The organism is Pseudomonas chlororaphis subsp. chlororaphis, from assembly GCF_003945765.1.
Classification (GTDB): domain Bacteria; phylum Pseudomonadota; class Gammaproteobacteria; order Pseudomonadales; family Pseudomonadaceae; genus Aquipseudomonas; species Aquipseudomonas chlororaphis.
On the sequence record NZ_CP027712.1, the window covers coordinates 1,207,469 to 1,220,752 of the forward strand.

13 protein-coding genes are annotated in these 13,284 nt (G+C 65.3%); 5 read left to right on the top strand and 8 right to left on the bottom strand.

The genetic code is table 11. The annotated features are described in order from the left end of the window. Positions 1 to 25: 25 nt before the first annotated feature. The 6 genes from ptsP to C4K27_RS05370 all read right to left on the bottom strand — a co-directional run bounded on the left by ptsP (position 26) and on the right by C4K27_RS05370 (position 6,862). A complete protein-coding gene (ptsP, locus tag C4K27_RS05345) occupies positions 26 to 2,548 on the bottom strand; it encodes a phosphoenolpyruvate--protein phosphotransferase (RefSeq protein ID WP_053259741.1) in 2,523 nt (840 codons plus the stop codon). A gap of 30 nt (positions 2,549 to 2,578) precedes the next feature. Further along, positions 2,579 to 3,601, bottom strand: coding sequence for an SIS domain-containing protein (locus tag C4K27_RS05350; RefSeq protein ID WP_125737967.1), 1,023 nt, complete (start codon positions 3,599 to 3,601; stop codon positions 2,579 to 2,581). Next, positions 3,582 to 4,688 (bottom strand): N-acetylglucosamine-6-phosphate deacetylase, encoded by a 1,107-nt coding sequence (gene nagA / locus C4K27_RS05355; protein WP_053259743.1) that lies wholly within the window; start codon positions 4,686 to 4,688, stop codon positions 3,582 to 3,584. The genes C4K27_RS05350 and nagA overlap by 20 nt, the downstream gene beginning before the upstream one ends. A 44-nt stretch (positions 4,689 to 4,732) precedes the next feature. Beyond that, positions 4,733 to 5,464, bottom strand: coding sequence for a GntR family transcriptional regulator (locus C4K27_RS05360; protein ID WP_009042314.1), 732 nt, complete (start codon positions 5,462 to 5,464; stop codon positions 4,733 to 4,735). Positions 5,465 to 5,759: 295 nt separating this feature from the next. Continuing rightward, complete coding sequence (locus C4K27_RS05365) at positions 5,760 to 6,263, bottom strand: L,D-transpeptidase family protein (RefSeq protein ID WP_007927719.1); 504 nt, start codon at positions 6,261 to 6,263, stop codon at positions 5,760 to 5,762. A 47-nt stretch (positions 6,264 to 6,310) separates the two neighbouring features. Further along, positions 6,311 to 6,862: an NUDIX hydrolase gene (locus C4K27_RS05370; RefSeq protein ID WP_053259744.1), complete on the bottom strand. Its 552-nt coding sequence runs from the start codon at positions 6,860 to 6,862 to the stop codon at positions 6,311 to 6,313. Between the two features lie 147 nt (positions 6,863 to 7,009). Between C4K27_RS05370 and C4K27_RS05375 the strand changes: the two genes are divergently transcribed. From C4K27_RS05375 to purT, 5 genes are all read left to right on the top strand, one after another. Then, positions 7,010 to 7,609, top strand: a complete 600-nt coding sequence (locus tag C4K27_RS05375) for a CoA pyrophosphatase (RefSeq protein ID WP_007927715.1) — start codon at positions 7,010 to 7,012, stop codon at positions 7,607 to 7,609. 66 nt (positions 7,610 to 7,675) lie between these two features. Beyond that, entirely contained in the window at positions 7,676 to 8,200 is a 525-nt protein-coding gene (locus C4K27_RS05380; RefSeq protein WP_007927713.1) for a gamma carbonic anhydrase family protein, read from the top strand. Continuing rightward, entirely contained in the window at positions 8,197 to 8,409 is a 213-nt protein-coding gene (locus tag C4K27_RS05385) for a DUF1289 domain-containing protein (RefSeq protein WP_053259745.1), read from the top strand. Before C4K27_RS05380 ends, C4K27_RS05385 begins: the two co-directional genes overlap by 4 nt. 86 nt (positions 8,410 to 8,495) lie before the next feature. Beyond that, the gene (locus tag C4K27_RS05390; protein WP_053259746.1) at positions 8,496 to 8,963 is read left to right on the top strand and encodes a VUT family protein; all 468 of its coding nucleotides are present in this window, start codon (positions 8,496 to 8,498) and stop codon (positions 8,961 to 8,963) included. Positions 8,964 to 9,066: 103 nt separating this feature from the next. Beyond that, on the top strand, positions 9,067 to 10,248 hold the full coding sequence (gene purT, locus C4K27_RS05395; RefSeq protein WP_007927694.1) for a formate-dependent phosphoribosylglycinamide formyltransferase: 1,182 nt from the start codon (positions 9,067 to 9,069) through the stop codon (positions 10,246 to 10,248). A gap of 96 nt (positions 10,249 to 10,344) precedes the next feature. Here the strand turns inward: purT and C4K27_RS05400 are convergent, their stop codons facing one another. Continuing rightward, positions 10,345 to 11,661 carry an MFS transporter gene (locus C4K27_RS05400; protein ID WP_053259747.1) on the bottom strand — a complete coding sequence of 439 codons (1,317 nt, stop codon included), beginning with the start codon at positions 11,659 to 11,661 and terminating at the stop codon, positions 10,345 to 10,347. A gap of 383 nt (positions 11,662 to 12,044) precedes the next feature. Further along, positions 12,045 to 13,283, bottom strand: coding sequence for a transporter associated domain-containing protein (locus tag C4K27_RS05405; protein WP_053259748.1), 1,239 nt, complete (start codon positions 13,281 to 13,283; stop codon positions 12,045 to 12,047). Position 13,284: the final 1 nt, after the last annotated feature.

Here is a 13,284-nt window from a genome sequence, read left to right on the forward strand (position 1 = left end):
GCGTGTCTCCCGGTGTTCTTGTTATTCAGCTCAGGGGCCAGTGTTGGTGGCAGGCATGACGCACCGCCGAGGCACTGCTCAGGTTCAGCAGGTCATGGCTGAGGCGTCGGCATTGCGCAGCGTCCAGTTGGCGGACCCGCTCCTTGATTTCGCCCACTTGCGGTGGGCTCACCGACAGCTCGCTGACCCCCAGGCCGATCAGCACCGGCGTCGCCAGCGGGTCGGAGGCCAGGGCGCCGCACACGCCGACCCAGCGCCCATGCCTGGCCGCGCCGGCGCAGGTCTGGGCGATCAGCCGCAACAACGCCGGGTGCAGCGCATCGACCCGGGCGGCCAGGCCGGCATGGTCACGGTCCATGGCCAGGGTGTATTGCGACAGATCGTTGGTGCCGATGGAGAGGAAGTCGGCGTATTCGGCCAGTTGCTCGGCGAGCAGGGCGGCGGCCGGGACTTCGATCATCACCCCCAGCTCCGGGCGCTGGCTGATCCCCAGCTCGGCGCACAGGCAATCGATGCGTTCGCGGATATGCAGCAGTTCGTCGAGCTCGCTGACCATCGGCAGCAGGATGCGGCAGCGTTGCAGCGGGCTGACCTGCAGCAGGGCCCGCAGTTGCTGGTCGAGCAGTTCCGGGCGGGCCTGGGCCAGGCGAATGCCGCGCAGGCCCAGCACCGGGTTGGCTTCCACCGGCAGCGGCAGGTAGTCCAGTTGCTTGTCGCCACCCACGTCGATGGTGCGGATGATCACCGACTTGTCGCCCATGGCGTCGAGCACGGCCTGATAAGCCAGGCGCTGCTCCTGTTCGTCGGGGGCGGTATGCCGGTCGACAAACAGAAACTCGGTACGCAGCAGGCCGACGCCATCGGCACCGTTGGCATGGGCGCCCTGGGCTTCCTGGCTGGAGGCGACATTGGCGGCGACCTCGATCGCCTGGCCATCGAGGGTCCTGGCCGGCAGTTGGGCCTGTTGCTGTTGTTGCTCGCGGCGTTGCTGGCGGAGCAGATGGTTCTGCCGCACCTGTTCGATACGCGTGCTGTCCGGTGTCAGTTCCAGGCGCCCGTGGTCGGCATTCAGCACCACTTGCTGGCCTTGCGGTACATCGAGAAGCTCCGAGCCCAGGGCCACCAGGCAGGGCAGGCCCTTGCCGCGCGCCAGGATCGCCACATGGGAGGTGGCGCCGCCGGCCGCCATGCACAGGCCGGCAGCGCCTTGCTCGCTCAGTTGCAGCAGGTCGGACGGGGTCAGTTCGTGGGCCGCGACTATGGCGCCGGCCGGCAACTGGTAATGCCAGGCCTCGCCGAGCAGGGCGCGCAGGACCCGCTGTTGCAGGTCGCGCAGGTCGTTGGCGCGTTCGGCGAGCAGGGCATTACCCAGTTGCAGCAGGACCTCGCACTGTTCGCCGATGGCGTCGCTCCAGGCGTGGGTGGCGGCGCGTCCCTGGCCGATGCTCTGGCGGGCGGCGTCCAGCAGCGCCGGGTCTTCGAGTAGGGCCAGATGGGCGGCGAAGATCGCTTCTTCCTGGTTGTCCTTGCGTTGCCGGGCGTGCTCCAGGGTGCAGCGAATGTCGCTGCGAACCTTGTCCAGGGCCAGGTCCAGCGCCTGCAGTTGCTCCTGGGGCAGGTGATCGCCGCTGTCTTCGGGCAGGGTCATGGCGGTCAGGTGAAACAGCGGCCCGCAGACCAGCCCGGGGGCGGCGCAGACGCCCTGGATTACCCCGGCTTCGGCGGGGCGCTGGGGCGCGACGGCCTTCACCGCTGGCGCCGCGGCATGGGCGTCTTCGGCCAGCGGGGTGGCGAGGGCGTCCAGCAGCGCCAGCAGGGCGGCCTTGCAGTCCTTGCCCTGGCAACTGACCCGCACCTCGTCCTGCTCGCCGACCCCCAGCCCCATCAGGCTGACCAGGCTGTCGCAGGACGCCGACTTGCCGTTGAAATGCAGGTGCGCCTTGCTGCCGAAGCCCTGGGCGGTCTGGCGTATCAGCGCGGCCGGCCGGGCGTGCAGGCCGCCGCGATGATTGACCCGGGTCTGGCCTTCTACCTCGTCGGTCGAGGTGTCACCCGCTTCTGCCTGGGCCGTATTGGCCGCGCGTGGAACGATGTGCAGCAGCGGTTCGCCGACTTTCACCGATTTCAGGGTGATGGGCAGGGTCTGGAAGTGTTCGCCGTTGGTCAGGATTATCAGGCTGATCAGGCTTTTGCTATTGCGCGCGACCTGGTCGAGATCGAAGCGCAGCAGGGCCTGGCCGCTGCTGACCCGGGCGCCTTCCTGCACCAGCATGGAGAAACCCTCGCCTTGCAGCTGGACCGTGTCCAGGCCCAGGTGCAGCAGCAGTTCCGCGCCATTGTCGGCACGCAGGGTTACCGCGTGGCCGGTGCGGGCGGCATGCACCACCACGCCGGCGCAGGGGGCGTGCAGGGTGTTGTTCAGCGGGTCGATGGCGATCCCGTCGCCCATGGCGCCGCTGGAAAACACCAGGTCGGGCACCCTGGCGAGGGTGAGCACCGGGCCGCTCAAGGGGGCGCCGAGCGTCAGGTCTTTATTGTTGTTGTGCATGGCGCAGTACTCATCCGTTGAAGGAAAGGCTCAGTGGGTGCGGGTCACTTTGCTCAGGTGCCGTGGCTGGTCCGGGTCCATGCCCCGGGCCTCGGCAAGGCTTGCGGCCATGCCGTAGAAACTCTGGATCGCCAGGATCGGATCGAGTGCCGGGTGTTCGGCCCGGCCCAGGGTCAGGTCGCGTTCGACGATGTCGTCCGGCGCCGCCAGCAGCACCCGGGCGCCACGCTGGCGCATATCGGCGGCGAGGCTGATCAGGCCAGCCTGCTCCGCTCCCCGTGGGGCGAACACCAGCAGCGGGTAGTTGTCGCCGATCAGCGCCATCGGGCCGTGGCGAACTTCCGCGCTGCTGAAGGCTTCGGCCTGGATCGCCGAGGTTTCCTTGAGTTTCAGCGCCGCTTCCTGGGCGATGGCGAAACCGGCGCCACGGCCGATCACCATCAACCGTTGGCTATCGCGCAAGGCCTCGACGGCCGGGCTCCAGTCCTGGGTCGTGGCTTCGCGCAGCCCCTGGGGCAGGGCGAGGCCGGCTTCCAGCAACTGCGCGTCCTGTTTCCAGTGAGCGATCAGGCGGGCGCTGGCGCTGAGGGTGGCGATAAAGCTCTTGGTTGCCGCCACGCTGCGTTCGGCGCCGGCGTGCAGCGGCAGGCAGAACTCGCTGGCGGCTTCCAGTGGGGTGTCCTGGGCGTTGACCATAGCCACGCTCAAGGCCCCGCGTTTGCGCAGCAGGCGCATGCTGTTGACCAGGTCGGGGCTTTGCCCGGACTGGGAAAAGGCGAACGCCGCCTGGCCGCTGACCCGCAGCGGCGCCTGTTGCATGGTCACCACCGACATCGGCAGGGACGCGACCGGGAAACCCAGCTGCTGCATGGTCAGGTAGGCGAAATAGCTGGCGGCATGGTCGGAGCTGCCGCGGGCGACGGTCATCACCACTTGCGGTGGCTGGCGGTTCAGGCGCCCGGCCACCTCGATCAGTTGCGGGTCCAGGTGCTGCAACTGGCCTTCGACGGCCGCGGCGGCGGACAGCGCCTCTTCAAGCATTTTTGAAGTCAATGTCTTCTCCTTCGACCATCACGGCGGTCAGTGTGAGTGAGCGGTCCAGGCACACGCAGTCGGCCCAGCTGCCGACCTGCAAGCGCCCGCGTTCGGCCAGGCCGAGATAATCGGCGGGAAACTGTGACAAGCGTTGCGAAGCCTCGGCCAGGGGCAGGCCGATCTTCACCAGGTTGCGCAAGGCCTGGTCCATGGTCAGGGTGCTGCCGGCCAGGGTGCCGTCCGGCAGGCGCACGCCGCCCAGGCATTTGGTCACGGTGTGGCTGCCGAGCTTGTATTCGCCGTCCGGCATGCCGGCCGCCGCGGTGGAGTCGGTGACGCAGTACAGGCAGGGGATCGAGCGCAGGGCCACGCGCATGGCGCCGGGGTGCACGTGCAGCAGGTCGGGGATCAGTTCCGCGTACTGGGCGTGGGCCAGGGCGGCACCGACTATGCCCGGCTCGCGGTGATGCAGCGGGCTCATGGCGTTGTACAGGTGGGTGAAGCTGGTGGCCCCGGCGTCGAGCGCGGCCACGCCTTCCTCATAGCTGCCCAGGGTGTGGCCGATCTGCATGCGGATGCCGCGGGCGCCGAGGGCACGGATCAGCGCGTCATGGCCGGCGATTTCCGGGGCGATGGTGATCACCCGGATCGGCGCCAGGCGCAGGTAGGCCTCGACTTCGGCCATCAGCGCGGTGTGGGCGAAATTGGGCTGGGCACCGAGCTTGCCCGGGTTGATGTACGGGCCTTCCAGATGCACACCGAGTACCCGGGCGCTGCCGCTGGGGCGCTGTTCGCAGTATTCGCCCATGGCGCCCAGGACCCGGGTGATCTCCTCGGTCGGCGCGGTCATGGTGGTGGCCAGCAGCGAGGTGGTGCCAAAACGCACGTGGGTGCGGGTGATGGTCTCGAACGCCGGGGCGCCTTCCATGATGTCCTTGCCGCCGCCGCCGTGCACATGCAGGTCGATGAAGCCCGGCAGCAGGTAGGGCAGGTCGTTGTCCGCCGGGTCGCAGGGGCTGCCTTCGATGCCGGTGACCTTGCCGTCCCGGTGGTTCAGGCGGCCGCGAATCCAGCCTTGTGGGGTGAGGATGTTGTGTTCGGACATGGGCAGCTCTCTGGGACGAATTCTTGGCGACTCGGCGGCCAGGCTCAGCGACGCAGCTCGGCGACAAAGTCGTAATAGTCGTTGCGGCAATAGGTGTCGGTGACTTCGATCGGGGTGTTGTCTTCGAGGTAGCCGACACGGGTCATCAGCAGCATCGCGGTGCCGGGGGCGATACCCACCAGGGCGGCGAACTCGGCGCTGGCGTTGATCGCCTGGATGTGCTGCAGGGCACGCACCACCGGGCGGCCGATGCCATCGAGGTAGGCGTAAAGCGAGTCGCCCACGGCATCCGGCTGGGCAATGATCGTGGCCGGCAGGGTGCTCATTTCGATCGCCATCACCGTGTCGTCGGCTTTGCGCAGGCGCTTGAGGCGCGCCACCTTGTCGTTCGGCGACAGGCCGAGGCGGATCAGTTCTTCGTGGGTCGGCGTGGTGATTTCCCGCTCCAGCCATTGGGAACCGGGCACGAAGCCCTTGAGACGGAGCATTTCGCTGAAGCCCGACAGCCGCGACAGCGGTTGTTCCAGGCGCGGGGTAATGAAGGTGCCGGAGCCCTGGCTGCGGCGGATCAGGCCTTGTTCGAACAGCACTTCCAGGGCCTTGCGCGCGGTGACGCGGGAGATATTGAGCATCTCGCTCAGGTTGCGTTCCGAGGGCAAGGCCTGTTCGGCTTTCCACTGTCCGGCATGGATCGCGGCTTCAAGGTTGCGCGCCAGTTGCAGGTACAGCGGGGTCGGCTGGGTATCGTCAGGGCGCAGGGCCAGGATGTGGTTCATCTGTCGAGATTCCGATGCGTTATTGGTTTGTTGTCGCCCGGTAATGTGGCAAAAACTAATACCACTTAAATACCATGTCAACGCCAGTAGTGTGACGATGACGCACGAAAGCAGGCGCTTTATGGGCGTTGGCGGGGATGGTTTGGGAAAGTGGTATTAGGGCGGTCTGGCCGTGAACGCGAAAATCGCAGGGGCGGCGGTTTTTCGAACGGGAATTGGTATTCACCTTTCGAAGCCGGCGCGGCCTGCGATTTTTTTTGTAACGGAGGTGTTTTAGCGGCGTTTCAGCGAGGAGTCAGGGGCGGATTTCGATCATCGTGCCGTCCGGGACCAGGCCCCAGACTTCGCGCATGTCGACGTTGCGCATGGCGATGCAGCCGTCGGTCCAGTCCAGGGTATGGAAGTACTGCTCCGGGTAGTCTTCGCTGTCCGGAGTGCCGTGGATCATGATCATGCCGCCGGGCTCCACGCCCTCGCGGCGCGAGCGGGCGGAATCGCTGATGTTCGGGTAGGAGATATGCATGGCCAGGTTGAAGCGGTCGCTGGTCTTGCGCCAGTCCAGCCAGTAGAAGCCTTCCGGAGTGCGCTTGTCGCCTTCCATGAGCTTCGGCCCCTTGGGTCGTTTACCCAGGGAAATGCGGTAGGTCTTGATGGGTTTGCCGTCGTTGATCAGTTGCAACTGATGGGCCGACTTGAGGACCAGGACTTTTTCGATGACCTTGCCGTTCAGGGTATCCGTCGCGGAGGCGTGGGAGACCGCGATAACCGAGTAGCAGAAAAGAGCGAGCAACCAGCGCATGAAACGATATCCCTAAGAGTACACAGGTGCCGCGTACGTTTTGTTGTTTAAGTGAGGGCAGGCTGAGCCAGGGGCGGAATGGACTCGGAACGCACGGGGTAGTCCTCGTTTCGCCGGTCAGCGAAGAAACATTCTAAGGTACGCCCGACCGTGCGAAAAGCCAGCTCGGACCAGGGAATGTCGGCTTCTTCGAAAAGCCGGACTTCTAGGCTCTCTGTGCCGGCGGCGAAATCCAGGTCCGCCAGTTCGGCGCGGAAGAAGACATGCACCTGGCTGATGTGCGGGACGTCGATCAGGGTATAGATGCTCAGGTTGCGGACCCGGGCGCAGGCTTCCTCGAACGTCTCGCGAATCGCCGCCTGTTCGACGGTCTCGCCGTTCTCCATGAATCCGGCCGGCAGCGTCCAGTAGCCACGACGCGGCTCGATCGCGCGCCGGCACAGCAGCACCTGGGTACCCCAGGTAGGCAGGCACCCGGCGACTATGTTCGGGTTCTGGTAATGGATGGTCTGGCAGTTGTCGCAGACAAAACGCAGGCGCGAATCGCCTTCGGGAATGCGCTGGGTGACCGGGTGACCGCACTGGCTGCAGAATTTCATGCTGGGTATCCGAAAAGGCTGCACCTATCTTGGCGTGCGCGGGGCTTTGTCGGCAAGTTGTCGTTACGCGACATGGCGTGGATCGGGGCTTGGGCGGTCGGTTTGTTTGGTGCATGATGCAAGGTAGTCGACAGATCGAGAAGACTCATGCTGGACGAGCTACTGCACCGGGTAAGCAACCATACGCCGCGACCGCTGGAGACGGATCGACGTTTCCCCGAGGCCGCCGTGCTGGTGCCCATTACCCGCAGTGACGAGCCTGAGCTGGTGCTGACCCTGCGCGCCAAAGGATTGTCCACCCACGGCGGCGAAGTGGCGTTCCCCGGCGGCCGCCGCGACCCGGAAGACCCCGACCTGGTTTTTACCGCCCTGCGCGAAGCCGAAGAGGAAATTGGTCTGCCTCCAGGGCTGGTGGAGGTGATCGGCCCTTTAAGCCCGCTGATTTCCCTGCACGGGATCAAGGTCACGCCCTATGTCGGGGTGATTCCCGATTACGTCGAGTACCTGGCCAATGACGCCGAGATCGCCGCGGTATTCAGCGTGCCGTTGGAGTTTTTCCGCCAGGACCCGCGCGAGCATACTCACCGCATCGATTATCAGGGCCGCAGCTGGTACGTGCCGAGCTACCGCTTCGGCGAGTACAAGATCTGGGGCCTGACGGCGATCATGATCGTCGAGCTGATCAACCTGCTGTATGACGCCCAGATCAGCCTGCACCAACCGCCCAAAAGCTTTATCAATATTTGAAGCCATCGCTCGTATGGCCTGACCCCCACTGTGTATATGAACCTGCCTGGCCTTGAGGACAACAATATGAAATACCGCCTGGGCGACGCCCGTGTCGAAACCCACCCGCAAAGCTGGGTCGCACCCAATGCCACGCTGGTGGGCAAGGTCAAGCTGGAGGAGGGGGCCAACGTCTGGTTCAACGCGGTGCTGCGTGGCGACAACGAGCTGATCCTGATCGGCAGGAACAGCAACGTGCAGGACGGCACGGTGATGCATACCGACATGGGCTTTCCGCTGACCATCGGCACCGGCGTGACCATTGGCCACAACGCCATGCTGCATGGCTGCACCGTCGGCGACTACAGCCTGATCGGCATCAACGCGGTGATTCTCAACGGCGCGAAGATCGGCAAGAACTGCATCATCGGCGCCAACTCGCTGATCGGCGAAGGCAAGGAGATCCCTGACGGTTCGCTGGTGATGGGCTCGCCGGGCAAGGTGGTCCGTGAACTGACCGAGCAGCAGAAGAAGATGCTCGAAGCCAGCGCCGCGCACTATGTGCATAATTCCCAGCGTTACGCCCGCGATCTGGCCGAGCAAGAACAATGACCAAACCCGAAAAACCCGTCCGTTCGCCCTGCGTGAGCATTTGCGCGCTGGACGATGACGATATCTGCACCGGTTGCCAGCGCACGGTGAGCGAGATCACCCGCTGGAGCCGCATGGACAACGCCGAGCGCCGCGAGGTGCTGGCGCTGTGTCATGAGCGCGCCAAGTCCAGCGGGGTGCTGTGGATGATCGGCACCCAGTCCGGCTAGACGGCTATCTCGGGCCAGCTCCCGTCTGGCCCATCCCATCCGCCTGAAGTACCCTGTGCGCCTTACTGACAGGTACTTTTCACCCCATGCTCTTCCTGATCGCCTATATCGGCAGTGTCGTACTGATCAACTACGCTTTTTCTACCGCTCCGCACCTGGACATCATCTGGTCGGCCTGGGGCGGGCTGGTGTTCGTCCTGCGGGACATGGTGCAGACCCGCTTCGGCCATGGCGCGCTCGTCGCCATGCTGGTGGCGCTGGTGCTGTCCTACGTGACCTCCGACCCGGCCATCGCCCTGGCCAGCGCCACGGCGTTCGCGGTCTCCGAGTGCATCGACTGGCTGGTGTTCAGTATCACCAAGCGCCCGCTGCACGACCGCCTGTGGATAAGTTCGGCGTTGAGCATTCCCTTGGACACCTTTATCTTTTTCGGCCTGATCGATGCATTGACCCCGGGCGTGATCCTCACGGCGCTGGGGTCGAAGTTCGCCGGCGTGACCGTGGTCTGGCTGGCCATGGCCTGGCGTTTGCGCAAGGCGGCGTGCGCCAGCTGAGGCCAAAGCGCGCGGTTCATGTAAAATGCCGCGCTTTCTTCCCCATGGGCCGCCTGCCTGGTGTGCGACCCTCGATGATCCGCTCCTTTTTGAGGACTTTCAGATGACCCGTATCGGAACTCCATTGTCGCCAACCGCGACCCGCGTTTTGCTGTGTGGCTGTGGTGAGTTGGGCAAGGAAGTGGTGATCGAGCTGCAACGCCTGGGCGTTGAGGTGATTGCCGTGGATCGCTACGCCAATGCGCCGGCGATGCAGGTCGCCCATCGCAGCCATGTGATCAACATGCTCGACGGTGCCGCGCTGCGTGCAGTGATCGAGGCGGAGAAGCCGCACTTCATCGTGCCGGAGATCGAAGCCATCGCCACCGCCACCCTGGTGGAGCTGGAGTCCGAAGGGTTCACCGTGATCCCGACCGCCCGGGCCGCCCAGTTGACCATGAACCGTGAAGGCATCCGTCGCCTGGCCGCCGAAGAACTGGACCTGCCGACCTCGCCTTACCACTTCGCCGATACCTTCGAAGACTACCGCAAGGCGGTGGACGACCTGGGCTTCCCTTGCGTGGTCAAGCCGGTGATGAGTTCCTCGGGCAAGGGCCAGAGCCTGCTGCGCAGCGTCGACGACGTGCAGAAGGCCTGGGACTACGCCCAGGAAGGCGGGCGTGCCGGCAAGGGCCGGGTGATCATCGAAGGTTTCATCGATTTCGATTACGAAATCACCCTGCTGACCGTGCGCCACGTTGGCGGTACCACCTTCTGCGCGCCGGTCGGCCACCGCCAGGAGAAGGGCGATTATCAGGAGTCCTGGCAGCCCCAGGCCATGAGCCCGAAAGCCCTGGCCGAGTCCGAGCGCGTGGCCAAGGCCGTGACCGAGGCCCTGGGTGGCCGTGGCCTGTTCGGCGTCGAGCTGTTCATCAAGGGCGACCAGGTCTGGTTCAGCGAAGTGTCGCCGCGTCCCCATGACACCGGCCTGGTGACCCTGATTTCCCAGGACCTGTCGCAGTTCGCTTTGCATGCGCGGGCGATTCTCGGCCTGCCGATCCCGTTGATCCGTCAGTTCGGCCCGTCGGCTTCGGCGGTGATCCTGGTGGAAGGCCAGTCGACCCAGACCGCTTTCGCCAACCTGGGCGCGGCCCTGAGCGAGCCGGATACGGCCCTGCGCCTGTTCGGCAAGCCCGAAGTCAACGGCCAGCGCCGCATGGGCGTGGCCCTGGCGCGCGACGAGTCGATCGAGGCCGCGCGGGCCAAGGCGACTCGCGCTTCCCAGGCGGTCGTTGTAGAGCTGTAAAAAACATCGCGGCAAGTCAGATCGCCGCCCGCTCGCTCCTACAGAAGAGCGCGATCTTCTTCTGTAGGAGCGAGGCTTGCCCGCGATAACAATCTCTCAGCCGACCTGGTTCAGGTCGTTATTGCGCGTTTCCTTCAGGCACAGCACAGCGATCAGGCTGAGCACCGCTGCCGCCGACACATAGCCGCCAACCCAACTCAATCCCCCCATCGCCACCAGCTTCTGGGCGAAGAACGGTGCCGCCGAGGCGCCGACGATGCCGCCCAGGTTATAGGCCGCCGATGCGCCGGTATAACGCACGTGGGTCGGGAACAGCTCGGGCAGCAGGGCGCCCATCGGGGCGAAGGTCACGCCCATCAGGAACAGCTCGATGCACAGGAACAGCGCCACGCCCCAGGTCGAGCCCTGGGTCAGCAGCGGTTCCATGGTGAAGCCGGAGAGAATCGCCAGCAGGCCGCCGATGATCAGCACCGGCTTGCGTCCATAGCGGTCGCTGGCCCAGGCCGACAGCGGCGTGGCCGCGGCCATGAACAGCACTGCGAAGCACAGCAGGCCGAGGAAGGTTTCGCGGCTGTAGCCGAGGGTCGCGACGCCGTAGCTCAGCGAGAACACCGTCGAGATATAAAACAGCGCGTAACACACCACCATCGCCGCAGCGCCCAGCAGCACCGGCAGCCAGTACTGGCTGAACAGCTCGACCAGCGGCATCTTGACCCGCTCCTGGCGGGCGATGGCGTTGGCGAATACCGGGGTTTCGTGGAGTTTCAGGCGCACATACAGGCCGACCAGCACCAGGGCGGCGCTGAGCAGGAACGGGATGCGCCAGCCCCAGGAGCGGAACTGTTCGTCGCTCAGGCTCATGGCCAGGGTCAGGAACAGGCCGTTGGCCGCGAGAAAACCGATCGATGGTCCCAACTGCGGGAACATCCCGAACCAGGCGCGTTTGCCTTTGGGCGCGTTTTCCGTGGCGAGCAGCGCGGCGCCGCCCCATTCGCCGCCCAGCCCCAGGCCCTGGCCGAAGCGCAGCAGGCACAACAGGATCGGTGCCCAGGCGCCAATGCTGTCATAGCCGGGCAGCACGCCGATCAGCGTGGTGCACACGCCCATCAGCAGCAGCGATGCCACCAGGGTCGACTTGCGGCCGATCCGGTCGCCGAAGTGGCCGAACAGCGCCGAGCCCAGGGGGCGGGCGAGGAAGGCAATGCCGAAGGTCAGGAACGCCGAGAGCATCTGGGCGGTGCCGGACGTCTGCGGGAAGAATACCGGGCCGATCACCAGCGCGGCGGCAGTGGCGTACACGTAGAAGTCGTAGAACTCGATGGCGGTGCCGATAAAGCTGGCGGTGGCCACGCGGCTGGCGGAGTTGGTCGGCTGGGCAGGCACGGAGGCGCTGTAAGTGGTGCTGGTCGTCATGCGGTTATCCCTGACAGTCATGTGCTCCATGGGAGCGAATTATTATGGTCGAACACCCAGGGATGTGGGTTTGGCGCGGGCGCGGCTCGGGGTGGGAGCGAAACCTGCCAGAAGCGGGCGGAGCAGGGCAGAAGCCGCTGGGTGCGGGTAGCACGCGGGTGCTGCGGGGCTTGGGTAAGCGGATCGATTATAGGAAGGCCCCTAACGATCAAACAAGCGGGACTTGAAACCCTGTAGCCGCTGCCGAGCCTGCGAGGCTGCGATCGACCGCGAGTCGGTCGCAAACCCTGTATCCGCGTTCTGTCTGATACAGCGTATTGGCAGGTTTTGCGCCGGCTGCGCCGTCGATCGCAGGCTGCGCCAGCGGCTACAGGGCTACAGGGCTACAGGGCGGGCGCGGTGAGCGGCTTGGTGTGCCAGATCAGCACGCGACTGACCCGGTTGTCCTCGGTTTCGAGGATTTCCAGGCGGTAGCGGCCGATCTTCAGGCAAACGGCGCTGTCGGGAATGGTCTCCAGCGCTTCGGTGACCAGGCCGTTGAGGGTTTTCGGGCCGTCGCAGGGCAAGTGCCAGCCCAGGCTCTTGTTCAGTTCGCGAATCGAGGCCGCGCCTTCGATCACGAAACGTCCGTCGGCCTGGGGATGGATATGCGGGTTGTCGAGGCTGTGTTCGCTTTCGAATTCGCCGACGATTTCTTCGAGGATGTCTTCCAGGGTGACGATGCCCAGCACTTCGCCGTACTCGTCCACCACCATGCCCAGGCGGCGCTGCTGCTTGTGGAAGTTCAGCAGTTGCAGCTGCAGCGGGGTGCTTTCCGGCACGAAGTAAGGTTCGTGGCAGGCCGCCAGCAGCGCCTCCTGGGTCAGGCTGGCATCCGCCAGCAGGTGACGGATCTGGCGGGTGTTGAGGACCGCCTCGACCTGGTTGATATCGCTGTGGAACACCGGCAGGCGGGTGCGCTTGGACAGGCGCAGCTGCTCGATGATGTCGGCGATGGGGTCGTCGAGGTTGATCCCGTCGACCTCGCTGCGCGGCACCAGGATGTCATTGACGGTGATGTTGTCCAGGGCATGGATGCCCGACACCGGGTGCGGACGGCCGTTGGCATGTTCCTCGGCGCCGTCCGGGTCGGCGGCCTGCTCGTCTTCGCTCTGCTTGACGGCGCCGGCCTTGCGGGTGAAGGGGCGCAGCAACAGCTGGCTGATGCTGTCGAGCAGCCAGGCCGCGGGGTAGATGATCTTCAGCGGCACGCCCAGCAGGGTATTGCCCAGGCTGAGGATCGCATCCGGATAACGGGTGGCCAGGGTGCGCGGGAGGTAGTCGGCGAGTACCAGTAACACGCTGGTGGCGAGCAGGCAGGCCAGCCAGGGGCCGTTTTCCGCCCACTGCAGGAGCGCCAGCAAGGTACTGATGATGACCGCCAGCACCCGGCACAGGGTGTTGCAGAGAATCAGGCTGTCGCGCGGGAAGCTCAGGCGCGCCAGCGGTTTGTCGCCGGAGCGCGAAGCGGTGCGCAGGCTCAGCAGGTGTTGCTGGGCGGCTTCGATGGCGGTGAACAGCCCCGACCACAGCACCAGCAAGGCCAGGACCACGAGCATCGGCTCTATGGGCAGGTTGTCCATT

What these genes read in the sequence shown, in the direction of transcription:
- C4K27_RS05405 (WP_053259748.1), bottom strand. Translation starts at nt 13,283, where the DNA reads ATGGACAACCTGCCCATAGAGCCGATGCTCGTGGTCCTGGCCTTGCTG.
- C4K27_RS05385 (WP_053259745.1), top strand. Translation starts at nt 8,197, where the DNA reads ATGACCAAACCCGAAAAACCCGTCCGTTCGCCCTGCGTGAGCATTTGC.
- C4K27_RS05400 (WP_053259747.1), bottom strand. Translation starts at nt 11,661, where the DNA reads ATGACGACCAGCACCACTTACAGCGCCTCCGTGCCTGCCCAGCCGACC.
- ptsP (WP_053259741.1), bottom strand. Translation starts at nt 2,548, where the DNA reads ATGCACAACAACAATAAAGACCTGACGCTCGGCGCCCCCTTGAGCGGC.
- C4K27_RS05380 (WP_007927713.1), top strand. Translation starts at nt 7,676, where the DNA reads ATGAAATACCGCCTGGGCGACGCCCGTGTCGAAACCCACCCGCAAAGC.
- C4K27_RS05360 (WP_009042314.1), bottom strand. Translation starts at nt 5,464, where the DNA reads ATGAACCACATCCTGGCCCTGCGCCCTGACGATACCCAGCCGACCCCG.
- C4K27_RS05370 (WP_053259744.1), bottom strand. Translation starts at nt 6,862, where the DNA reads ATGAAATTCTGCAGCCAGTGCGGTCACCCGGTCACCCAGCGCATTCCC.
- C4K27_RS05365 (WP_007927719.1), bottom strand. Translation starts at nt 6,263, where the DNA reads ATGCGCTGGTTGCTCGCTCTTTTCTGCTACTCGGTTATCGCGGTCTCC.
- C4K27_RS05375 (WP_007927715.1), top strand. Translation starts at nt 7,010, where the DNA reads ATGCTGGACGAGCTACTGCACCGGGTAAGCAACCATACGCCGCGACCG.
- purT (WP_007927694.1), top strand. Translation starts at nt 9,067, where the DNA reads ATGACCCGTATCGGAACTCCATTGTCGCCAACCGCGACCCGCGTTTTG.
- nagA (WP_053259743.1), bottom strand. Translation starts at nt 4,688, where the DNA reads ATGTCCGAACACAACATCCTCACCCCACAAGGCTGGATTCGCGGCCGC.
- C4K27_RS05390 (WP_053259746.1), top strand. Translation starts at nt 8,496, where the DNA reads ATGCTCTTCCTGATCGCCTATATCGGCAGTGTCGTACTGATCAACTAC.